Origin of the sequence: Shewanella sp. CAL98-MNA-CIBAN-0140 (genome assembly GCF_040309905.1) — a bacterium.
GTDB lineage: Bacteria > Pseudomonadota > Gammaproteobacteria > Enterobacterales > Shewanellaceae > Shewanella > Shewanella psychromarinicola.
In genome coordinates this window covers 22,963-46,185 of sequence record NZ_JBEOPI010000008.1, presented here as the reverse complement: position 1 = coordinate 46,185, position 23,223 = coordinate 22,963, and the positions used below count along the sequence as shown (strand labels likewise).

The window sequence follows — 23,223 nt, the reverse complement described above, 5'->3', positions numbered from 1 at the left end:
GTGCTGGGTAACAGAACACGCCTTAGCGGAGGCTTGAGCCGTATGCAGTGAAAGTTGCACGTACGGTTCTTAGGAGGGCGGCACTTGGTAACAGGTGTCGCCTATCCGACCCTAAACGGGTAATATGGGTTGGTGTATGGATCCGCACTAAAGATAGCACCAACCGCGTCGACGCTTGTGATATAAACACAGGAGAACTACCCCAAAATGTTACCCCGGCTAAATCAAACCGACTTTGAGTACTATTAATTCCACCCAAAAAGTGAGTATCTGTGGCGCTAATAGTACTGCGCGTTATCATCATTTTGTTTAACGGTACACCTTTGCGGCTAGACTTGATTGTCACAATCGAGTCGCTGATAGTGAGCTCGTTTACATCAGCATCATCTACAAACACCAATTTACAGTCATCAATAATTAGCTGGTCATAGTGCCCCGAAAAATATTGTTGGCTATCTTGATAGCATTTGCCAATACGCTTACTTTGATTTTCAGAGCCTTGTTCGCGAGCTAAAGGCGTAGACGCAAGGCTGGTTAGCAGCATCTGATTAAAAATGCGCTGATGAGACTTCATCGGGACATGTCCGGCACCGTCAATAACCCGTAGTTGTGCCCTAGGTAATATATGCAGTAGTGCTTGAGCGGTTCGCAATGGTGCAACCTGATCATCCGCTCCCCAAATGAGCTGCGTAGCGGGCATCTGTTGGTAATTAAGCACAGAGAAGTTTTGTTCCATTAATGCTAATGCCGCATTGGTATTCGTTTGCTCGCCAATGGTCATATTACGAATAGACTCGTTGCGACTCAGCAACTGAGTGGGATCAAACCCTGTCCCTGTTTTCTCTAGTATTTTGTCAGCAAAATTATCAACCCGCGCCAATAGTCGGCGAAAACCTTGTGGTAATTCGCTATTGGCCATGTTCCTCTTAGAAATTTGCTTTAGATAGGCTGTACGGTCCAAAATTCCGGCAGCATCGACCAACACAAGTTGTTCAACGTTGCCAGGATATTGGCTAGCATAGTATAAACTGATCGCCGCCCCCATCGAGTGGCCCACTAAATGCACCTGAGTATCTGGATGGCGGTAACGACTTACAACCCAATCGATAACCTTGGCATATTCTTTTGGCGAGTAAGTAAATACAGCACCTTGTGATAAGCCAAAACCGGGTAAATCAATAGCAACAACATGGTACTGCTTTGCCAATGCAGGAATAACCGTTAACCAGTCTTTAGAGGCTAAATCGCCTAAACCATGAATAAGTACAACCGTGTCACTATGCTCAAACCCGGTTTGCAGCACAAACAGCGGCGCTTGGTGGCTGGGTACCATCACTCGTTCAAATTGATAGCCCGCAGGGTAATCGGCTAATTCTGCCGCGGTTAACGGTTCAACCATCAATGGTTTTTGGTTACCGATTGCACCAACTTGCTTACTGATGTCATTAAACCAACTGGCTGGCACGGGTATCGCCCACAAGAGCGACACCATTAATAGCAAGAGTAATAAAGGTGATTTAACCACCGCAGAAGTCCGCTCTCTGGCAGCTTATCACTCTTGTTCGGTGCATTGCTTTATGCTGCGAATATCGGTTCCTGTGGGAATTTGAAACGCGCGCAAACCAAACTCTGGTAACACGGCAAAAATGTGGTCAAAAATATCCGCTTGAATGGCTTCATAATAGGTCCAACGAATATCATTGGTAAAAATATACAACTCTATCGGCAAGCCTTCAGTCGTTGGGGCTAGCTGCCTAACCATCAATGTCATGTCTTTATGTACTTTTTCATGACGATGTAAATACTCTTGTAAGTACGCTCTGAATGTTCCGATATTGGTTAAATGACGGCCGTTCACCTTCATCTCGATATCACTCACATTGGCATTAGCGACACTAATTTCACTAAAGATTTGTGGCAAGTATTCTTTTAAGTAATTCACCTTGCCCAAGCGTAAACGCTCTTCATCCGTTAAAAATTGAATACTATTGACATCAATATTGATTGAACGCTTAATCCGTCGACCGCCAGACTCAGACATGCCGCGCCAGTTCTTAAATGCATCAGAGACCAATGCATAGGCTGGGATCATGGTGATCGTATTGTCCCAATTGCGTACTTTGACTGTCGTCAATGTCACGTCTTCAACTGCGCCATCTGCAGCGTATTTATCCATTTGGATCCAATCGCCTTTACTCACCATGCGATTAGCGGCAAGTTGAATCCCAGCAACAAAGCCTAAAATGGTGTCACGAAATACCAGCATAACAAGACCGGTTGCAACCCCTAAACCACTAAAGAAATAAACAGGCGACCGGTCGGCTAGTACCGCAAACACAACAATTAACCCAATGAAAAACAAGAATAACTTAGTCAGTTGAACAAAACTTTTTACCGGTAAACGGCGATTAACATGATTAACATCGGCAATTTCATCGATGGCATTTAATCCGCCATACACAGCTCGAATAATAAAAAACACTAACAAAGCGCTAAGTAAACGGTCAATAAACGCACTGACCAACTCGAGTTCAGTTAACACTATGGGGATCAATAAATCGAGGATTAAAATGGGCACTAAAATAGCGAGACGCTCAAACACCTTAAAACGCATGAAAATATCGTCCCAAGTCACCGAGGAACGACGGATCACAGCATTCACACCGTGAACCACAAATCGGTGAGTAATGAAATAACTTAAACCTGCCACAATCAAACAGGCAAAAATCAATATCAAGGTGGCGACGCCATCCGATGGTTGGCTATTAATACCTAACTGGGTTAACCAAGCCGCGATTTCAACTCGAACATCTATATTCACAAACAAATCCTTAGCAATCTTTTATCTTTACTCAATCAACAGACTTACATTAGCCCGCATAAAAACAATGAAGCTCTCGTAGGCTTATCACTATACTCATTATGCCCTGTGTTGATGTAGAACGTTAATGAAACATCAACACTATCAGCCAACATACCGAATATAAATGCAAGCCACTCTTTTCACTATTATTTTAAATTTTTGACTTATCTGAGTATCCCCATGCATGATTAAACAAAAATGATCTTTTTTCCATGGGAAAAAAAAGACAATAAAAAAGGACCTTGCAGTCCTTTTATCCAATTTATCATCAATATAGCATGCTGATAATATGTTACTTAGCCCAACTAAAAGCTCGGTAACATACCTTGTGGTAACAGCCTGTTGAAGCTCGCGCGACACAACAAGTTAACCGAGTTGTCGATATCGGGTGAAAAATAACGGTCTTTATCATAAAACGTCACGATTTCACGCAGTTCAGCTTTGGCCATTGCGACGGCCGCGCTCGGTTGCAACGGCGCTCTGAAGTCTAAGCCTTGTGCGGCAGCTAACAGCTCAATCGCCAACACGCCACGGGTATTTTCGCTCATGTAACGTAAGCGCCGTGCAGCAAACGTGGCCATCGACACATGATCTTCTTGGTTAGCCGATGTGGGCAAACTGTCTACCGATGCTGGGTGAGCGTAGGTTTTGTTTTCAGAAGCTAACGCCGCTGCGGTTACTTGAGCAATCATAAAACCTGAGTTGACGCCACCGTTATCCACTAAAAATGGCGGTAACTTAGAAAGGCTAGAATCAATCAATAACGCCATTCGGCGCTCCGAAATTGACCCCATTTCAGCAATCGCAATCGCAAGATTATCAGCCGCCATCGCCACGGGTTCAGCATGGAAATTACCACCCGAAAGAATATCGCCCGTATCTTGGAATACTAAGGGGTTGTCGGTAACCCCGTTGGCTTCAGCACCCAACACTTCTGCCGCTTGGCGGATTTGGGTTAAACACGCGCCTAACACCTGCGGCTGACAGCGCAGTGAATAAGGGTCTTGCACTTTTTCGCAATTGCTGTGACTTAGGCTAATTTCCGATTCGTTAGTGAGCAAATGACGGAAAATCGCCGCCGAATCAATTTGACCTTTTTGCCCCCGCGCAGCATGAATGCGCACATCAAACGGGCTGCGACTGCCCATCGCCGCTTCAACGCTCATAGCGCCAATCACCGAGCTGGCGGCAAATAAATCTTCGGCATTAAACAAGCCTTCAAGTGCAAGTGCGGTCGATGCTTGGGTACCGTTGAGTAAGGCTAAACCTTCTTTCGCCGCCAACTCCAATGGCTCAAGCCCAGCGATTTTAAGGCCTTGTGCTGCTGAAATAATCTGCCCTTGATAACTCATTTCGCCTTCACCTAGTAACGGCAAACACATGTGAGCGAGTGGCGCTAAGTCACCCGATGCACCGACTGAACCCTTTTCTGGTACACACGGATACACACCGGCATTCACTAGCTGAATGAGAAACTCAATCACCTCTAAACGAATGCCCGAAAAGCCGCGGCTTAATGAGTTAATTTTTAGCACCATCATTAAGCGCACAGTGGCATCTTGCATGTATTTACCAATACCCGCGGCATGGGATAATACAATAGAGCGTTGCAGTAATTGCAGATCTTCTGGGGCAATTTTAGTATTCGCCAATAAACCAAAACCAGTGTTAATACCGTAAACAGTGCGGCCTTCGCGCAATACTTGTTGGACGATTTCGGCACTTTGATTAATGTCTTTAATGGCTTCCTTAGCAAGGGTCAGCTTGACACTCTTACGGCTGATATCGCGGGTTTGTGCCAAGGTTAACGTCCCTGGTGTAAGTTCAAATGAATAAGTCGACATGGGTTACGCTCCTAACATCGGCAGGTCTAAGCCTTGCTCTTTGGCACAATTTTTTGCAATCTCATAGCCAGCGTCTGCATGACGCATTACCCCAGTAGCGGGGTCGTTCCACAATACTCGGCCTAATCTCACGGCAGCCTCATCAGTGCCATCGGCCACGATCACCACCCCAGAATGTTGACTAAAGCCCATGCCAACGCCGCCACCATGATGCAGCGATACCCAAGTAGCACCACTGGCCGTATTGAGTAAAGCGTTCATTAATGGCCAATCTGACACCGCATCTGAACCATCTAACATGGCTTCAGTTTCACGATTTGGACTGGCAACTGAGCCAGAATCTAAATGATCACGACCAATCACAATCGGTGCCGCTAACTCACCGTTTTTAACCATTTCATTAAAGGCTAACGCCAAACGAGCGCGATCTTTTAAGCCGACCCAGCAAATACGTGCAGGCAAACCTTGAAACGCAATACGCTCACGCGCCATATCTAACCAATTATGTAACTGCGGATTATCAGGGATCAGCTGTTTGACTTTGGCATCTGTTTTGTAGATATCTTCAGGATCGCCCGACAAGGCGACCCAACGGAATGGGCCTATGCCTTCACAAAATAACGGCCGCACATAGGCTGGCACAAATCCGGGGAAATCAAACGCATTCGCCACGCCTTCTTCAAAGGCCATTTGACGAATATTATTGCCATAATCCGTGGTTGCCGCGCCCGCTGCCTGCAATGCCAACATGGCTCTAACTTGAACCGCCATTGACTGTTTAGCGGCTTTCACCACTGCAGCCTCATCCGTTTTACGCATTTTAGCTGCGTATTCTAAGGTCCAGCCTTGGGGTAAATAGCCGTTTAAGGGATCGTGCGCCGAGGTTTGGTCGGTGACCACATCGGGGGTAATACCGCGAGTCACTAACTCAGTAAACACATCTGCGGCATTGCCGAGTAAGCCTACCGAAACAGGCTTGCCGCTTTGATTCGCTTCATCAATCATCGCTAAGGCTTGGTTTAATGAAGTGGCTTTTTTGTCGACATAACCGGTGCGTAAGCGAAAATCGATACGCGTTTCATCCACTTCACAGGTTAAGACTGAATAACCCGCCATGGTGCCAGCCAATGGTTGTGCGCCGCCCATGCCACCTAAGCCACCGGTTAAAATCCACTTACCGGCTGATGAACCATTAAAGTGCTGTTTAGCCATAGCCACAAAGGTTTCGTAAGTGCCTTGAACAATGCCTTGCGAACCAATATAAATCCACGAGCCCGCCGTCATTTGGCCGTACATCGCCAAGCCTTTTTTATCCAGTTCGTTAAAATGCTCCCAATTAGCCCAATGTGGTACTAGGTTTGAGTTAGCAATAATCACTCGCGGCGCATTAGTGTGGGTGGTAAACACCCCAACGGGTTTACCCGATTGCACCAACAAGGTTTCATCATCTTCAAGACGCTTTAGCACCTCAATAATTTTGTCATAACTTTGCCAATCGCGCGCGGCGCGACCAATACCACCGTACACCACTAAGTCTTCTGGGCGCTCGGCAACATCTGGGTGGAGGTTATTCATTAACATCCGCATTGCCGCTTCGGTTAACCAGCTTTTACACTGTAATTGAGTACCGTGCGGCGCAATTATGCGACGGCTTGGGTCATGTCGTTTATCCATATTATCCTCTTCAACCGACTATCTTAGGTTTGGTTTTTTTATTGGTCTTGTTGGTTTATGTCTTATTGTTATGACTGTCAGCTAAGGTTTAAAGTGATACTTATTCGTATCATCTCTTAACCAAAGCTGAGGTTAATTTAAACTTACTGCCCGGATGCACTAAGCGTGCAAAACTGACCACACCTTGGCGTGACCAGGTACGACGTAAAATTTGTAAACAAGGTTCAGTCGCCGCAATAGCCAAACGTTGCTGTAACAGCTCGTTAGCCATAATGGCTTCAACGGTATGCCGAGCTTCTGTCAGTGGCGCCACGGCCGATAAATATTCATGGGGAGTATGTATAATAAAGTCTTGTTGCAGGTAATCAGGCACAAGCTGTGGGTTAACAAAGCGCTCTTCAACTTGCAGTGGCAAGCCTTGTTCGCAATGCACTAACACCGAGTAAAATACTGGACTGCCAACCTCTAGCCCTAGGGCATTAGCCACAGCGGTCGTAGCATCGATTTGTTTCAATTCGAGCTGTTTGACACTGTATCCATGACCGCGGTCTTTTATCTCGTCGGCAATATTACGAATAGTCAGTAATGACGATTGCGATTTAAATCCTGCCACAAAAGTGCCTATGCCTTGGGTGCGCTCTAACACACCCGACTCCACCAGCTCAGTCAAGGCACGTCTTGCGGTCATGCGGCTGCAAAAAAATATCTCGGCCAATTGGTTTTCAGACGGCACGCGATCGTTCTCTTGCCATTCGCCCGTCTCAATACGCGACAAAATAAATTGTTTTATTTGGGCAAACTTTGCTTGGGCCATGTCAGCAGCTCTCGGTTTTGTAGACAATTATGTCATTGCTGTTTAAAAACACATCAGTCATCCTACCTTGTATATACAAGTTAAAACAAGTATTGTTTAGCGATTGGTTAATAACTCATTTTCAGAGGTTTTTATGTCGTGGGATCAGGTGTGGATTGATGTCAATATTGCAACCATGGACCCGAGTGTTCAACGGGCTTACGGTGCGATAACTCAAGCGGCTATCGCAGTAAAAGATAGCAAAATAGCCTGGGTTGGTCCGCGCAGTGAGCTACCTGAATTTGATGTACTGGCAACGCCGGTTTACCGAGGTAAAGGAGGCTGGATAACGCCCGGGCTTATCGATGCACACACCCACTTAGTGTTTGCCGGAAATCGCACCGATGAGTTTGAACAACGTTTACTAGGCGCAACTTATCAAGATATCGCCCGTGCTGGCGGCGGTATTATCTCGACCGTTAACGCATGTCGCGATGCAGACGATGTCGAACTGTTTGAACTGGGTCGACAACGCTTAAACGCCTTAGCCAGAGAAGGCGTCACCACGGTTGAAATTAAATCCGGCTACGGCTTAAACACCGAAACCGAGCTTAAGTTACTCCGCGTAGCACGAGAACTCGGCGAACATCACCACATTGATGTTTGCACCACGTTTTTAGGCGCTCATGCCATTCCACCTGAATATAAAGACCGTGCCAACGAGTATGTCGACTTAGTGATTAATGACATGCTCCCCGCGGTGATTGCTGAAAACCTTGCTGATGCTGTGGATGTATTTTGTGAAAATATCGCCTTTGACCTTGAGCAAACGGAGCGGATATTAATCGCAGCCAAACAAGCAGGATTACAGTTTAAACTGCATGCCGAGCAATTATCCAATATAGGCGGCAGTGCGTTAGCCGCTAAACTAGGGGCTAAGTCGGTTGATCATATTGAGTTTTTAGACGAAGCGGGGGTTAAAGCCATTAGCGAAAGCGGTACCTGCGCAACCTTGCTACCTGGGGCATTTTACTTTTTACGCGAAACCCAATTACCGCCAATTGATTTATTGCGTCAATACAAGGTGCCAATGGTGATTGCCAGCGATTTTAATCCTGGGTCATCGCCTATTTGCTCAACCTTATTAATGCTTAATATGGCCTGCACGCTATTCAAACTTACCCCTGAAGAAGCCTTACAAGGCGTAACCATTAATGCCGCTAAAGCCTTAGGCCTCGAAGCAAAAGTCGGTCACCTTGCCATAGGTATGCAAGCTGATTTTTGTTTATGGGACATTACCACCCCAGCACAACTAGCTTATGCTTATGGAGTTACCCCTTGTAAAACCGTAGTGAAAAAGGGTCAAGTGGTTGCCTTACCCAATTAAGTCATAGTACTCAATTTGTATCATTAAACTCACCCGCCACTAAAGCCAAAACACTTTGTTTATTTTATCGTCACGAGTGCTAATACGTTATCACTCGTGACCTTGTTATTGGCGTCATCTCGAAATACGGAACGAATATTATTAGTAAACGTGACAATAAAACCGTGATTTTAAGGTCAGTTTCATTTAGGCTGACTATATTAATGAACAATCGTTCAACTTGTTAATGTCAGTATCACTGACAACAACAGTGAGATGAAGACTCGATAAATTCTTTTCAACCAACATTACATTGTCAGAGGTTTTATGAAAATCCGTATTTTATTATCGCTTGCCACTGCTTTTTTTATGCTTAATACCAGTAGCGCTTTTGCTAAAGATCCAGCAAATACTGCGGTGCAACCCCCATTAACTAAGCCTAAAGTGATTATTTTTGATGTTAATGAAACCTTGTTAGATCTTGAAAATATGCGCGCCTCTGTGGGTAAAGCACTTAATGGCCGTGAAGATTTACTGCCATTATGGTTCTCAACCATGCTGCACCATTCTTTGGTTGTTTCAGCGACAGGTGATTACCAAACGTTTGGCAGTATTGGCGTTGCGTCACTGCAAATGGTCGCCGAAATCAACGGCATTGCCATCACACCAGAACAAGCTAAAACTGCGATACTAACGCCACTGCGTTCATTACCTGCTCATCCAGATGTTGCCGAAGGCTTAGCTAAATTGAAGGCCCAAGGCTACAAACTAGTGACCTTAACTAACTCCTCATTAGAAGGCGTAACCTTACAGCTTAAAAACGCTCATTTAAGCCAGTATTTTGATGCCAACTTAAGCATAGAATCTGTTGGGGTATTTAAGCCGTATTTAAAAACTTACCAATGGGCCATTAAAGATTTAGGCGTTAATGCAGATGAAGCGTTAATGGTTGCTGCACACGGCTGGGATATTGCCGGTGCAGATAAAGCCGGCTTACAAACCGCCTTTATTCGTCGCCAAGGTAAAGTGTTGTTCCCGCTAGCAGCACAACCAGATTACAAGGTACTGGATGTTATTGAACTCGCCAGCATATTGGCTAAATTTAACTAAATATTTCGGTCTAAATATAAGTCTCAGTCTAAATAAAAGTCGAAAAAAACATCGCCCAGCATTTTGCTGGGCGATTGATAAAACCAGCATCTATCTCCAACAGCATTAACGCGGCGCATCAAAATCAGCTTAAATCCTATTCTTGCTTAGTGACAGCTCTTGCCATTAACTATTATTTAACATTTAATAAGTGCTGAATAAATAGTCGCATGAAAAGGGATAATAAGATGAAAAAAGGGTATTTAGCGCTATCGGTTGCATTAGGTTTTGCAGGGTTAAGCGCCAGCAGCATGGCACAGACAACCTTGGTGCATCACGTTAATGGCTACACACTGGTTAATGGAAAATTACAGACCTTTAATGCGATTCAATTTACCGATGATAAAATTGATCGACTATTTACCTTAAACCAAACCTTACCGACAGCGACAGATATCACCTCAATTGATGGCCAAGGTAAAACCTTACTCCCAGGCTTAATCGATGCCCACGGTCATGTGCTGGGTTACGGATTGAGTTTATTAACCGCCGATTTAACCAATACCAGTAGCGAGCAAGATGCCGTTGCACGCGCACAAGCATTCAACAGCAAAAATCCAACCGATGGCTGGTTAATGGGCCGCGGCTGGAACCAAGAATTATGGGATAGTAAGCAGTTTCCGAATAAAGAAAGCCTAGATAAAGCCTTTAGCGCTAATCCAGTGTCATTTGGCAGAGTCGATGGTCATGCTATTTGGGTTAACAGCAAGGCGTTAGCACTCGCGGGCATTTCGTCAACCACAGTGGCACCAGAAGGCGGTGAAATTGTTAAAGACGACCAAGGTAATCCTACTGGTGTGCTTATCGATAATGCGATGAGCTTAGTGTTTAACGTCATCCCTGAACTTAACCCGCAACAACTTGAATCGACTTTAATCCTAGCGATGGACAGTTTGGCGTCATATGGACTCACCAGCGTTCACGACGCTGGGATCAGCATTAACAACATCAACGCCTATCAGCAATTAGCCGCAAAAAAGGCCATGAGCTTGCGCGTCAATGGCATGTTGTCGGTAGAAGCCCCCCGCTTTGATAGCATATTAAAACAAGGTTTTATCACCACGGCTGACGACATGTTTAAAGTCGATAGCGTAAAAATCTCTGCCGACGGCGCGCTTGGCAGCCGCGGCGCCGCATTGATAAAAGAATACTCAGATCAGCCAGGCCATAACGGTCTACTGCTTTATTCAGACGAGCAATTAGGTAAACTTATTTTACAGTCGATGAAAGCCGGATTTCAGGTCAACACCCACGCCATTGGCGACAACGCCAACCAAGTGGTACTCGATAAATACCAAACCGCCATTGCAGCAACAGACTCAAAAGCATTGCGTCACCGCATTGAACACGCACAAGTTCTCGATTTAGCCGATATACCGCGTTTTTCTAAACTTGGGGTGATTGCCTCTATTCAAGCAACCCATGCCACCAGCGATAAGAACATGGCTGAAAACCGCTTAGGCAAAGCCCGCCTAGCCGGAGCTTATGCGTGGCGCAAACTGTTAAACGCCAACGCCGTCATCGCCAATGGTTCCGACTTCCCCATCGAATCTCCCAATCCATTTTTCGGTTTGCATGCCTCCGTAACTCGCCAAGATCATATAAACAAACCACTGGGCGGCTGGCTCGCCACTGAAAAACTCTCACGCATTGAAGCATTCAAAAGCTTCACCATCGACGCCGCCTACGCAGGCCATCAAGAGAAGCTCTTAGGCACATTAGAACCCGGCAAAAAAGCAGACTTTATTTTGGTCGAAGATGATTACTTTGCAATAAACCCACAAAAAATCTGGCAAAACAAAGTCATCGCCACCTGGGTTGATGGACGCAAAGTGTTTGCAAAAGAGTAAACAATGTTGAGCATGGCTTATTGGTAAGCAAGATAAGTGCAATGAGTCTTGAACACCTTATTAGCCCGTGTGCCAAAGTGACACCCAGATTGATTTTTGAACAATTTAAGTTCACAATACTCATGTGACATTTTGGCACAACTGGAGATTACATTATGACGACGACTTTACCTCGCATCACCGCTAGAGTTGATGTCGACACCCAAGATTTACTGGCTAAGGCAGCAGCGATCGCTGGCATGTCGAGCATTAACTCATTTGTTCTGAGTGCGGCAATCGAAAAAGCCAAACAAGTGATAGAACGTGAACAAACGCTAAAACTTAATCAAACAGATGCAATCTTGCTTATGGAAGCGCTAGACAGTCCTGCAACACCAAACTCAAAACTCAACGAGGCTGCTGAACGTTACGAAAGCAAAACCCAATCATGAATACGGTACTGCTTGATAAAGCTAAACACGATAGAAACCGATTTAACTGTGGTATTGAAGCGCTTAATAACTACCTGAAAGTCATGGCGAGTCAGCAAGCCAAGAAAGACAACAGCAGAACTTTCGTTTTAGAAGATGATAACGATAACTCGCATATCATCGGCTTTTATACATTAACAATGACGACGATTGACTTGAAGGCTTTGCCGAATAAGCTACACAACAAGTATCAATCATCCACCTCTGGCGGCCTTATAGCCCGCTTAGCAATTGATGAGCGCTATAAAGGCCAAGGCTTTGGCGAGTGGTTACTTATTGATGCACTCCGAAAACTGTTAGCAGCGAGTGATAGCGTAGCATTCCCAGTGGTCATTGTTGACGCCAAAGTTGACGCAAAAGATGGCGCAAAACACTTCTATGAACGCTATGGATTTCAGGCCTTTCAAGACGCAGAAAACAAACTGTTCATCATAATTGCAGATGTAAGAGCAAGCTTAAACTAGTTAACCACAAGCCTTTGACATACTCACCGTAATTCGTCGAACTTACTTGGTATTGGTTTAGCTTAATTTGAATCGTCACTTCATTGTCACTAATTGCCTGCCGCAGGCTACGTGCAGATGATTAAGCGAGACGCCGCAAGCACATCCATGTGGGCTTAGCCAAAACATCCATGTTTTGGATACTCGCTGACTCATCTGCACCTGTGATTCTACTCTCTTCGATTTAACTTCATGGTTGTCTAACGGCAAGACGAAGCTCACCTTTTGACTAGCAGGAGGCTCATATATGTTAAATGGCTTGCCTGCGCACCCTTGCAATCTCATCCTTATTGCTTAGTTGTCTAATAAGAAATTCTGCCCATCGACGTGAATATAAGTAACCGTCAAAACCTTCAGAATAAGCTGCATATTCTCCTTTGAAGGTGATTACCATTTCACGAGGTCTCGCATTATAATACTTCCAACATTTAGTATGTAACGTAGGATTAAAGTCTTTTATTTTCTCTTTAACGATAGTAACAACTTTGCCTGGTTTTAACTTAAATGGAGACTCTATACCTTTAATAAAAGCTACGCCTCGCTCATAGTTTTCCATTTCATTATCATTGAGTTTATTAACGTTAATAAACTCAATAGCTAAGTCAGCTGATTTTGCATGATTTCCGAGCTTGGGGACTAAAAAAGCCCTTATTCTATATTTCTGGCTTTCCAATACGTCATCAGATAAATCGTTTTTATATGTTTCCATGTACTCACGCACAACACGGTAATTTTCGGTTTGAAATTGTTTTAAAGCATCGAGTTGAGCTTGTTCTGAAGTTCGGGTTAATTGCATAGCAATCGCTAACCTAGCCATTAATGCATGACTATCACCAAACTCTTCAACTAGAAGATTCTCAAAATTATTAAGTGCAGATTGGCATTCACCGCTAGTTGCGAGATCAACTGCTGGTAAACTTCTATGTTCAATCTTATTTCTGAGTCCAATAAGAAAATTTAAATTTTTGGTTTCAGGGTTATCCTCGCCACGCCAATATTCGTTACAGCAACGATACAACTCCCATGCTTTTTCTTCACCATCAATTATTATTGGATTTCCTTCTTCATCAAGATGAAAATAATTTTGTTCTTTTTTCTCAAAAATAGCATGAAACAAAGCTGTGTAAGCAATGACGATATTAACTATAAAGCCATATGTTTTAAATTCCGTATAAGGATTGTTGTACGTCGATACAGCCAGTAAAGCGAACTCTCTAGCTTTGTGAAGCAAAATACTTTTTGGCGAAAGGTTGTTTGGATCTTGCAAATTTTGTGAATGTATAAGACTAAATTCAGCCTTGCTTAAATAGATGAGCCCCGTAGAAGTATATTGGCTACCGTCTCTTTGAACGAATTGGTGCCATCTTTTAGTTGGATATGTTTGACAACTACTTATTGCCCAGCCTGATGCCTCTGCCAATTCAGTCATTGTGAAAGCTTCTCCAGCTTTCTCCTTAGCGAGCATAAACTCAAATGCTAGCTCTACTCTTTGATTCCGATTCAACGCAATACTCCATGAGTTATTTTAAAGCTGATTAATTAATTTCATCCTACATTTGCTATCTCTTTGGTGTAAAGTAATTAAATCTATTCACGTTGCCTTTACATGTAGACTGCTTAAGACAACCGACAAAATAATGCGTGAGCAGACTTAAACCATCAGGATTCAATCACATTGAGGGCGTTGAAGAAAATGACGTGAGCTGGCCATGGACGGCCAGCTAGCTTTCGAGGGGAAGGGACGCCCCATCGGAAGCGTTAGCATTTTCGAATAAGGCCGAAGCAGGATTCAAATGAAGTTAAAAGCTGGATCAATTTCCGTCGCGACCTTTTCGCTGTTTGAAAATGTTGCCGGAACGGCAGGGGTGATCCAAGAGGGGATTGCTGTTGATCCCCTTTTGGCCAGTGCAGGGTGGAACCTTGCGATCTTAATTCAAACGAAGTTTGAAAAAGCTGGTGTGGGCGAAGCGCCACGACCTTAGTGGCCGCAGGCCATAAAAATAAGAATAAGAATATAGCTGAGATAGCAGCAAAAATTGACCATGTCATCACAACCTAAGTGGTGACATAGCCAGAAAAAATGCTGAATAAACGAATTAAGCTTGAGAAATCTGCTGGTAAAGCTTGTCTTTGAGTACTGTTCGGTCAAGCTTGGCTTGATGCATAAAGTCATCGCTTGTTGGAGAGTTTCGTAACTCCAGCTTACGAATTTCAGTATCTAATTTATGATACTGCTTCGCATCTTCTACAAACTCAGTATCACTCGCGGTTAACAATAAAATCTTATTTTGATACTCAGGAAAATCAACTAATAGCGCATGGCTTTCACCTAACATACCTCTCTCCTTTTCATGTCAATGTCTAGTTAAGTTAGACCATATTTAAACGTCATCGTCAAATTTACCCCCACATCTTTCAATAAAATGGACATAAAAACTGCAACAACGTAACCGTTATAACTGTTAGGATGTCGTCATATTCCTACTTGAATGCCGCGATTAACTTAATGAGTAATCAATGAAAAAATTTTTCCATGTCTTAATCATAAGCCTGCTAGCCACCGCTTGCTCCGACTCTACCACCGCGGACAATAACTCAAACGCTGCAAGCTCCCAAACAGATAGCTCAGCCACCAAGCTCAGTCTTAAGCAGCAAGTAAAATCGATCACTAAAGACTATTTCCTACTAAGGCCCGAAATTGCCACCTACTATGGCGTGAGTGATGCCAGTATCGATGCCAATGTCATGTCTAAACTCACCGACTACAGCCCTAGAGGTGAAACCCATCGCCGCCAAGGCCTTAAAGCAATACTAGGCCAGCTCAACGATATTGATGCAGCAAGCTTAAGTTCATCCGATAAAATTAGCTTAAACGCAATAATCTCGGAAGTAAAAGGTGCATTATTACCCGCTCAAATTGTTAATTATGGCAATGTCCTGGGCGAGTATGGGGTGTGGTTTCTACCCTATGCGGTTAACCACTTGTCGGGTTTGCAAATTGAGTTCCCCGGCTATATGGAAGACAAGTTTGCGGTGACCAATACGGCCGAAGCCAATGCCTATTTAACTCGTTTGAACATTTACCCTGCGGCTATGGGCACTCTGGTTGACAAACTCAACCACGACGTTGCCATGGGCGTCATTCCACCGGACTTTGTTATTGATAATACTCTACGCGGCTTAAGATCACAGATCAGTGGCCCAGCAAACATGCATCCTTTAGTCACCAGCTTTAACGCTAAACTTAACGCCGCCAAAATGGCAGATAGCGCTGCTTTGGTAAGCTCTGCCGCCGAATTAGTCGATACCAAATACTATGCCGCCACCCGTCAACTTATTATGGCATTAGAAGCCGTGCGCCCAAAAGCGACCCATGACGCCGGAATAGGTCGTTTACCCCAAGGCGCTAAACTGTATAAGGCACTTATTCAGCATTTAGGTAACTCAAACAGAACCGCCGATGATATTCATCAACTAGGGTTAACTGAAGTGGCGCGGATCAGCACTGAAATGGACGGATTACTTAAAGAAGTCGGTTATGTTGACGGCTCCGTGGGTGAGCGCATGCAAGTGCTACTCAACGACCCGCAGTACCTTTATCCCAACACGCCTGAAGGTAAACAAAAGCTGATGGCAGATATTGATGCTGACCTGGCCTTAGTTAACGCAAAATTACCAGACTGGTTTGGCCTATTACCCAATCAAGATGTGGCTATTGCAGCCGTACCAGCCAGCCGCGCAGCCTCTACTAGCGGCGCGTTCTACGATGCCCCCTCACAAGACGGTTCGCGCAAAGGCACCTTCTGGATCAGCTTGTATGACACCGCATCACTTCCCTCTTATTCATTGCAAACCTTGACCTACCACGAAACCAATCCAGGTCATCATTTACAAACCATAATTGGCTTATCTGATGAACTCCCCCTGATGAGCACAGTCTTTTACTCTAATGCCGCTGGTGAAGGTTGGGCCTTATACGCCGAGCGTTTAGCTGCCGAAATGGGCATTTACGCTAATGACCCTATCGATAACATTGGTCGCCTCCAATCTGAACTGCATCGTGCAGTTCGGTTAGTGGTTGATACTGGTATGCATGCCAAAGGTTGGAGCCGCGAGCAAGCCATTGATTATGCTATTGCTACCGAAGGCATTCATTTGTCTGAAGCCACTGGCGAGATTGAACGTTACGCCGTCTGGCCAGGCCAAGCACTAGGCTATAAGTTGGGAGAATTAAAGATTCTCGAACTCCGCAAAAAAGCCAAACAAGTGTTAGGAGACAAGTTTGATATTAAAGTGTTCCACGATCGTCTACTTGAAAATGGCGCTTTGCCACTTGATTTAATGGAGCAAAAAATCAATCAGTGGTTAGCCAGCGAAACTGCTGCGTAATCAACCTAAGCTCGAAGTAGTAATCTCAGCTCAGAATAATATTATTTAAGCAGGTTAGACAGTAAAGCCACAGGACGAATACTCGTGCTGTGGCTTTATTGTCATTTATCTTTTTTCTAGTTTGGTTTAGTTTGGTTTAGCTTGGTTTTGACACGCTTAGTTTGAAATGCTTAATTTTGAAACGCTGCTAATTGCTTAGTGTATTTATTTTGATAGAACGGATGGTCGGTACTCGCTAACGCTTGTTGTTCAGCTTCGATAGCCTCACTCATTTCACCTGTGGCGGCATAAACACTGGCTAACTCATGGTAGGCCGAATGCGCTTTAGGGTAGGCTTTCAGCGTATCTTGATAAACCCCGATCGCTTGCTCTGGCGCTGCTTCAACTAAGCTATTACCTAAGGCTAACAACGAATCAATTGCTGGCAAATCAAAGCCATAAACCTCATCAGATAAGCGTTTATAATAGGCTAGAATTGCTTGAGCCCCCTGTCGCGATACCTCTGAATCAGCCGCCAAAACAGTGTGAACATCATTAAATATCATCTCTATGCCCAACGCCGTCGCCAAGATAGGTTGAGTCATATAATAGCTGCCGTCAAAACGCTTTATTTGATAGTTCAATTTACTGTTGGCATTGGTTTGAATCATATCTTCCAGCTTAGCAAACGAATCAAGCTGCCTTTGCTCAAAGTCGCTATCACTGGTGCTAACAAATAGAAATCTTGGTTTGCCTTGCATATTTTTGAGCTTTTTAGGCGCATCATTTAGCACATAAGCAAAGTCTGAAGATAACACTGGGCTGGCAGCAATATAGGCATTAAATAAGCTAGGACGATTAATTAAGCTGTATAGCACTAAACCTGCATTACCAGTAAAGCCGTTAAAAATACGAAAGCCATTGGTGCGATAGCGTTTATCAATTGCGGGCAGTAAATCTTGCTCAAAAAAGTCCAGTAGTCCTTGATCGCCTTGTCGCTCAATGGCACGCTGTTTTAACTTCCCCAAGCCTTGGTGGCCGTCGGGCGCGGTAACAATAATGGTTTCTAACCACGGCCAGCCACCATTATGGCTCATCCAGTCGTGCATGCCCGCTAAATACAAATGGCTACGTGGATGTAAGTCAAATAACACCACGTAACGCTTATCGGTTTGCTTGGTATAACTGTTTGGTAAGGTCACCAAAAAATCGGCTTGCTGGCTAAATAATGCGGACTTCACACTTAGTATTTCAGTAGTCTGCAGTGGCAATATTTCTGTGGAAGACACTACACCTATGTGAAAAAAACTTAATAATAACGTGCATATAGACAGGCTTTGAGCCCATAATCTCGACCATTTTAAATAACGTTTTATCCCTATTGTAAGCATGGTTTCTTCCTTGTGAAACGTGACAGTTAAGTTATCCCTGAAGCTACCAGACCACATCACTCAAGGCAATTTAGCATTACCTAAACCCAGCTCACATCTTGTACTAATAGTCAGCTAACAAGAATGTTATATCATCAATAGCACTAGCCTTAATCGCCAATAAAGCATAGGATCATCATTAAGTTAATTAATTGTTTTGGAGTAACAAATCTTATGAGTATTAGAGCTATCATCGTTGATACCGCCGGTACCACTACCGATCTTAACTTTATTCAGGATGTGTTATTTCCTTACTCAAGAAAGGGTATGGCTGATTTTCTTGAGCAAAATCAACATAACGTATTAGTTGATTATTGCATTAGCGATGTTAAAGATATCGCCCTAGAACCAGATGCATCACTCGAACGAGTTATCGAGATTTTACAACAATGGATTGACGAAGACCGTAAAGTTACGCCACTGAAAACCCTGCAAGGACTCATCTGGAAACAGGGTTATAACCGCGTTGAGTTTACCGGTCATATTTATCCAGACTTTATTGACAGCATTGAACGGATTAAAGATAAAGGCATTCGTATATATAGCTTTTCATCTGCCTCAGCTGAAGCGCAAAAACTGCTTTTTAGCCATACTAACTCAGGTGATTTAACCCATTATTTCAATGGCCATTTTGATACCCGTACAGGTAATAAATTAGACAAACAAGCCTACTGCAATATTTGCAATACGATTAGCTTGAAGCCAAAACAGATCTTATTTGTATCTGATGTAGCAGAAGAACTCAAAGCCGCAGAAGCTGCAGGCATGATCACGTGCCAAATGATCCGTTTTGCCGACCAACGTCAAGCAAAGTGCAAAAAAATCAGTAGCTTTAGTGAATTATCCTTCGATTAATGCTTTTTCATTAGCGATAAAAAAACGACCTTTTTAGGTCGTTTTTTTTATTCACCTCGTCTGCTAAAGAGGAAAAGCAGGAGAAATGCATTTTTTTACTTCAAAATGATAGCCATACTCTGCCTTTATATCAGGTGTTATCTCGAGGATTTCGTAATCATTCAGCTCGACCACATGCGACTGAGGTAACTTTTTACAACGCGATTTAACATTAGCTTCCAACTGAAACGCAAACAACGCAATCGCTTTACGTACGCCGGTAAAGTACTGGCTACGTAAATGATTATAAGGCTGCTTGGCTATCTCATCTATTGCAGCTAATTCTTGTTCGTGAACTATCTCATCAGCCGTCATGACCATTGGAGATTCATCGGCTTCTTTCTCAACGGACGGGGCTTTCACTATGGTAAAGACATCGTCATCGAATTCGGTTTCTGCTTCGACTAACGTCACCATTTGCGGATCGTCTAAGGCCTTTTCAAACTGACCATACAAATCCATCAGCATGGCTAAGTGGTACAACAACACCGCTGCTAGAATAACCCGCACCCAAAAGGTACAGCGATGAAAATGCAGATGGTTAATTAACCGAAAGTTTTTTACCCCCAATGGACGCAGCAAAAAAGAAACGGTGAACATTAATGGGAAAATCAACTGTAACATTAGCAACACAATGCAGCTCATTACCACGCTCCATGCGGGTAAATAGAGCAAAATGGCAAAGTTATGGGTGTAATTAAAATTGCTGGCGGCCACGCCCACCACATCATTGACGACTGAACTTGAGCTAGCCAAGGCAAAGTTGGCCACGATGGCGTAAAACAATAACAACACCGCTTTGCCCGCCAAACTGTGCCACATACGTTCAAACAAATGCCAGAATTCAATCGACATGGCTATCACACTGATCATTGCGACCCACACCACCGAATCGGTGGTAAACAATAATACTATCGCCACAAAATATAGCTTTTGCGGCAAACTCAGTTGATTTTGTAAAACGGCAATGCGTGCCGATAACACCGCTTCACATGACGATAGCCATGAACGTGACTGAGTTAAAAAAGCCAGCTTTTGCAAAGTTAAATCCTCATAAGTGTAATGACCTGTATGTCGGTATTATCTGCTTAAATTGACTCTTGTTGATCACCTGTATGGCTGATAGATTAACGCTGCTCATTTAAACAAGCGTTTAATTTATAATCCATAACAGAGAACCGCCATGAATGACTTTTTAGCACAACACTCTATTAGCACTGATATTCAAGTAGCATGGGGTGACATGGATGCACTGCAACACGTTAATAACTCGGTGTATTTTAAGTACTTTGAAACAGCTCGTCTCGATTTTTTTAATCAAATCAACCTACTTGGCGATCTTAAATCCACTGGTGTTGGCCCAGTACTTAGTGAAACCAATGCCCGCTTTAAGCGCCCAGTGACCTTTCCTGACTCAATCGTTGTCGGAGTCAAGATAAGTGATATTCATAAAGAGCGCTTTGTCATGCATTACACCGTGTTCAGCAAGGCACAACAAGCCGTTACTACCATCGGCTGGGCTAAAGTGGTTATGTTTAACTTTAAAACTGGCAAAAAATCTGAGTTAACCCCAGAATTACTTCAAGCCCTAAAACAACATGAATAGCGATATGAAGATCAATATGAACAACAGCACATACAACTCCTGCCCGAGCAACATCGTTTTGTGGTCGTCACCCAAGGTGTTGAAGCCATGCTTGAATATCACCTAGATGATCAAAATATCGATTTTTACCGTGCCTTGGTACCGCTAACATTACGCCGCCAAGGTATTGCCGAAAAATCAGTTCGCACTGGGCTGGCATGGGCTAAAACAGAAGGTCTTAACATCAGTACCCGCTGTAGTTATGTGGTCAATTTTTTGCGCTGACACCTTAAACTACACCGGTTAATGCTGCCAATTGCTGACGCACATGTTCAGCAAGCGGCTGACTTTTTTCTGTTTGGTAATTGTAGTGCACCATGGTCGTAGTTGCTTCGGCAGTTTTTTTACCCTGCTGCCAGCAGCTTTGCAATACATCAAAGCTGCTATTACCTAAACGGCTAATGTGGGTTTTTATCGTCACTTCCTCGCCGTAATAAGTGGGCGCACTAAAAGCAATGGTAAAGCCGGCAATAATCATATTCCACGTAGTTAAATCTTGGCCTGGATGAACGATTTCAAAAATCGGCTCGCGCGCGGCTTCAAACCACACCGGGATCACTGTGTTGTTAATATGCCCTAATGCGTCGGTTTCACAAAAACGCGGTTTCAAAATCATGCTAAATTGGGTATCTGCCACAAAAATTCCTTTATTATTATGTTGAGTCCATTGACGTTTTGCTCGATGAACAAACGCCATTAACTCATTCTAACGACACATCTCACTCGAGGTCATTAAAAAAGTCTTTATTGCGAAGGAATTATGGGGGGTATGTTAGGGGAGAAAACAGTAATCATCTTAAAAAATTAAATAAAATTATTTTATCGGTTGGGTATCGTGCCCATCTATAATGGCCAAAATCAACTAAACAGGCACAAATGTCATCAAATCTCGGCTTAAAATATTGTCACTCTAAAGCCAAACAATTAGAACTTATTTCCATGTTTAGCTCTTTCTGCAGCGATTTCAGCACGAACCTCCTTAATGTCTTCTAAGGCATCAAACTGATACTCTACAAAACTTTGATAGTATTTACTCTGTAACAAGTAGAGTGACATGAGCAAAAAAACAACGGCTAACAGATATGCATAAATAAATGTTACCTTTTCTACGATTAAAAACACTGTTGGCAAAAATATAATAAATAAAATACAGAAATACCATTGTAAGACTTTTACGGCGAAGAAAGATCCTCTCACAACTGCAAAGTTCACACCGCTGAAAATAATGGTAGTAGTGAATAAATACATCAACACATGCTCTATTTTTATCTCGAAATAAAAATCAAAAATGAGCAGATTTAACAGTGCGATGGAAAGTATCATGGATAGTGTCGCAGCTAAAAAAGCCGCTATGGACTTCATAGGTGGAAATAATCCGACAATATCGTCATCACTTTTCTTTTTAGTTTGTCTTTTCATCAATCAGCTAGCTCTTCATATATCCCAATAGCCATTGTTCCAATTGTTCCATTGAATAGGCTACCAGAAATGCTCATTGAAGCTCCAACGGCATCCATTAAATGTAAACGAAATGCATGGGTAATTTGTTTACCTGTATATTTTTTTATGTTGCCTTTTCGAGCCATAGATTTTATTAATTTACCTGAAGCACCAGGTAAATTAAGACGGGTAATTTCACGATTTAATCTCTTTTTTTCAGCACGGGATAACCCTTTTAAGATTTCATAGGTATTCTTACTTGTACCCAACTGCATCATTTTTATTGCTTTTATTGTACCTAAAGCAGCAGCCCCAGCACCTGCAAGTGATACTAAATCCACAGCTGAAGTGGCATTTTGATACCATTCTTGTGAGTCTAAATTATCATTTTTTTCAGGATTTTCATACGCATTATATGATCGCATCGCACCATTAATACATTGAACAAGACCAGCAGTTGCGCCTGCTCCAGCTAAATACGTTATCGCACTACTTGTCCCGCCGGTTAATGGAATAGCAGCCATACTACCAATTACAACCATCCACCCAAGCGCAGCAGTCCCACAACTCCAAGCAGCATTTCCCAATTCACCAACCAAGTTCAATTCACGGATATTACCCTGGCTACCTTTTAAATGGGAGGCAAACTCGGCCTGACTCATTAATTGAGGAGGCTCCCTTAGCACAATTTTAATAGGATTTAGTTGGCAAACAGGTTCGAATTTTCTTAATTCAATAATGTTATATTTGCTATCAATATAAACGATTCCTGCACCCGCAAGCCCCGGTATAGCATCAATTTTTTTGAACAGCGTTTTTGTATCGATATTAGCTAGCACTTTTTGGCTAAATTGATTGTCATAAAACGACTGAGTGTTAGATCTAAAAACAGGCTTTCCATTTACCGTGATAATTTCCATAGTTCCCTCTACGT

22 protein-coding genes are annotated in these 23,223 nt (G+C 43.4%); 10 read left to right on the top strand and 12 right to left on the bottom strand.

Going from position 1 to position 23,223, the window contains the following annotated elements:
• Nucleotides 1–22: 22 nt before the first annotated feature.
• From AAEY93_RS05980 to hutC, 5 genes are all read right to left on the bottom strand, one after another.
• Nucleotides 23–1,525: an alpha/beta fold hydrolase gene (locus AAEY93_RS05980; RefSeq protein ID WP_351075416.1), complete on the bottom strand. Its 1,503-nt coding sequence runs from the start codon at nt 1,523–1,525 to the stop codon at nt 23–25.
• Between the two features lie 27 nt (nt 1,526–1,552).
• Nucleotides 1,553–2,821 carry a mechanosensitive ion channel family protein gene (locus tag AAEY93_RS05975; protein WP_124012860.1) on the bottom strand — a complete coding sequence of 423 codons (1,269 nt, stop codon included), beginning with the start codon at nt 2,819–2,821 and terminating at the stop codon, nt 1,553–1,555.
• A 347-nt stretch (nt 2,822–3,168) separates the two neighbouring features.
• A complete protein-coding gene (gene hutH / locus AAEY93_RS05970) occupies nt 3,169–4,707 on the bottom strand; it encodes a histidine ammonia-lyase (RefSeq protein WP_124012861.1) in 1,539 nt (512 codons plus the stop codon).
• A gap of 3 nt (nt 4,708–4,710) precedes the next feature.
• Nucleotides 4,711–6,381: a urocanate hydratase gene (hutU, locus tag AAEY93_RS05965; RefSeq protein ID WP_124012862.1), complete on the bottom strand. Its 1,671-nt coding sequence runs from the start codon at nt 6,379–6,381 to the stop codon at nt 4,711–4,713.
• A gap of 109 nt (nt 6,382–6,490) precedes the next feature.
• Nucleotides 6,491–7,195, bottom strand: a complete 705-nt coding sequence (gene hutC, locus AAEY93_RS05960; RefSeq protein ID WP_101033367.1) for a histidine utilization transcriptional repressor HutC — start codon at nt 7,193–7,195, stop codon at nt 6,491–6,493.
• A 133-nt stretch (nt 7,196–7,328) separates the two neighbouring features.
• On the opposite strand from hutC, the gene hutI reads away from it, so the two are divergent.
• From hutI to AAEY93_RS05935, 5 genes are all read left to right on the top strand, one after another.
• Nucleotides 7,329–8,561: an imidazolonepropionase gene (gene hutI, locus AAEY93_RS05955; RefSeq protein WP_124012863.1), complete on the top strand. Its 1,233-nt coding sequence runs from the start codon at nt 7,329–7,331 to the stop codon at nt 8,559–8,561.
• A gap of 312 nt (nt 8,562–8,873) precedes the next feature.
• On the top strand, nt 8,874–9,650 hold the full coding sequence (locus AAEY93_RS05950) for a haloacid dehalogenase type II (protein ID WP_372491509.1): 777 nt from the start codon (nt 8,874–8,876) through the stop codon (nt 9,648–9,650).
• A 227-nt stretch (nt 9,651–9,877) separates the two neighbouring features.
• Entirely contained in the window at nt 9,878–11,539 is a 1,662-nt protein-coding gene (locus AAEY93_RS05945; protein WP_124012865.1) for an amidohydrolase, read from the top strand.
• A gap of 155 nt (nt 11,540–11,694) precedes the next feature.
• Nucleotides 11,695–11,970 carry a type II toxin-antitoxin system TacA family antitoxin gene (locus tag AAEY93_RS05940; protein ID WP_124012866.1) on the top strand — a complete coding sequence of 92 codons (276 nt, stop codon included), beginning with the start codon at nt 11,695–11,697 and terminating at the stop codon, nt 11,968–11,970.
• Nucleotides 11,964–12,473: a GNAT family N-acetyltransferase gene (locus AAEY93_RS05935; RefSeq protein ID WP_124012867.1), complete on the top strand. Its 510-nt coding sequence runs from the start codon at nt 11,964–11,966 to the stop codon at nt 12,471–12,473. The genes AAEY93_RS05940 and AAEY93_RS05935 overlap by 7 nt, the downstream gene beginning before the upstream one ends.
• 289 nt (nt 12,474–12,762) lie before the next feature.
• On the opposite strand, the gene AAEY93_RS05930 is transcribed toward AAEY93_RS05935, so the two are convergent.
• Nucleotides 12,763–14,016: a DUF3644 domain-containing protein gene (locus AAEY93_RS05930; protein ID WP_124012868.1), complete on the bottom strand. Its 1,254-nt coding sequence runs from the start codon at nt 14,014–14,016 to the stop codon at nt 12,763–12,765.
• Between the two features lie 289 nt (nt 14,017–14,305).
• Between AAEY93_RS05930 and AAEY93_RS05925 the strand changes: the two genes are divergently transcribed.
• Nucleotides 14,306–14,494, top strand: coding sequence for a hypothetical protein (locus AAEY93_RS05925; protein WP_124012869.1), 189 nt, complete (start codon nt 14,306–14,308; stop codon nt 14,492–14,494).
• Nucleotides 14,495–14,608: 114 nt separating this feature from the next.
• Here AAEY93_RS05925 and AAEY93_RS05920 read toward each other — a convergent pair whose 3' ends face one another.
• Complete coding sequence (locus AAEY93_RS05920; RefSeq protein ID WP_101033374.1) at nt 14,609–14,848, bottom strand: HP1242/YdcH family protein; 240 nt, start codon at nt 14,846–14,848, stop codon at nt 14,609–14,611.
• Nucleotides 14,849–15,029: 181 nt separating this feature from the next.
• Here AAEY93_RS05920 and AAEY93_RS05915 point away from each other — a divergent pair, with 181 nt between their 5' ends.
• Entirely contained in the window at nt 15,030–16,901 is a 1,872-nt protein-coding gene (locus tag AAEY93_RS05915; protein WP_351075410.1) for a DUF885 domain-containing protein, read from the top strand.
• Nucleotides 16,902–17,071: 170 nt separating this feature from the next.
• On the opposite strand, the gene AAEY93_RS05910 is transcribed toward AAEY93_RS05915, so the two are convergent.
• Entirely contained in the window at nt 17,072–18,271 is a 1,200-nt protein-coding gene (locus AAEY93_RS05910; protein ID WP_351075408.1) for an alpha/beta hydrolase-fold protein, read from the bottom strand.
• Between the two features lie 213 nt (nt 18,272–18,484).
• Between AAEY93_RS05910 and mtnC the strand changes: the two genes are divergently transcribed.
• Nucleotides 18,485–19,165, top strand: coding sequence for an acireductone synthase (gene mtnC, locus AAEY93_RS05905; protein WP_124012872.1), 681 nt, complete (start codon nt 18,485–18,487; stop codon nt 19,163–19,165).
• A gap of 63 nt (nt 19,166–19,228) precedes the next feature.
• Here mtnC and AAEY93_RS05900 read toward each other — a convergent pair whose 3' ends face one another.
• Complete coding sequence (locus AAEY93_RS05900; RefSeq protein ID WP_124012873.1) at nt 19,229–20,245, bottom strand: hypothetical protein; 1,017 nt, start codon at nt 20,243–20,245, stop codon at nt 19,229–19,231.
• A gap of 142 nt (nt 20,246–20,387) precedes the next feature.
• On the opposite strand from AAEY93_RS05900, the gene AAEY93_RS05895 reads away from it, so the two are divergent.
• Together AAEY93_RS05895 and AAEY93_RS05890 are read left to right on the top strand one after the other, a co-directional pair.
• A complete protein-coding gene (locus AAEY93_RS05895) occupies nt 20,388–20,810 on the top strand; it encodes an acyl-CoA thioesterase (RefSeq protein WP_101033379.1) in 423 nt (140 codons plus the stop codon).
• Between the two features lie 60 nt (nt 20,811–20,870).
• Nucleotides 20,871–21,074, top strand: a complete 204-nt coding sequence (locus AAEY93_RS05890; protein ID WP_267898632.1) for an N-acetyltransferase — start codon at nt 20,871–20,873, stop codon at nt 21,072–21,074.
• Nucleotides 21,075–21,078: 4 nt separating this feature from the next.
• Here the strand turns inward: AAEY93_RS05890 and AAEY93_RS05885 are convergent, their stop codons facing one another.
• From AAEY93_RS05885 to ssp4, 3 genes are all read right to left on the bottom strand, one after another.
• A complete protein-coding gene (locus AAEY93_RS05885; protein WP_372491486.1) occupies nt 21,079–21,465 on the bottom strand; it encodes an acyl-CoA thioesterase in 387 nt (128 codons plus the stop codon).
• A 308-nt stretch (nt 21,466–21,773) separates the two neighbouring features.
• Nucleotides 21,774–22,268 carry a hypothetical protein gene (locus tag AAEY93_RS05880; RefSeq protein ID WP_124012876.1) on the bottom strand — a complete coding sequence of 165 codons (495 nt, stop codon included), beginning with the start codon at nt 22,266–22,268 and terminating at the stop codon, nt 21,774–21,776.
• On the bottom strand, nt 22,268–23,209 hold the full coding sequence (gene ssp4 / locus AAEY93_RS05875) for an Ssp4 family T6SS effector (RefSeq protein WP_351075404.1): 942 nt from the start codon (nt 23,207–23,209) through the stop codon (nt 22,268–22,270). Before ssp4 ends, AAEY93_RS05880 begins: the two co-directional genes overlap by 1 nt.
• Nucleotides 23,210–23,223: the final 14 nt, after the last annotated feature.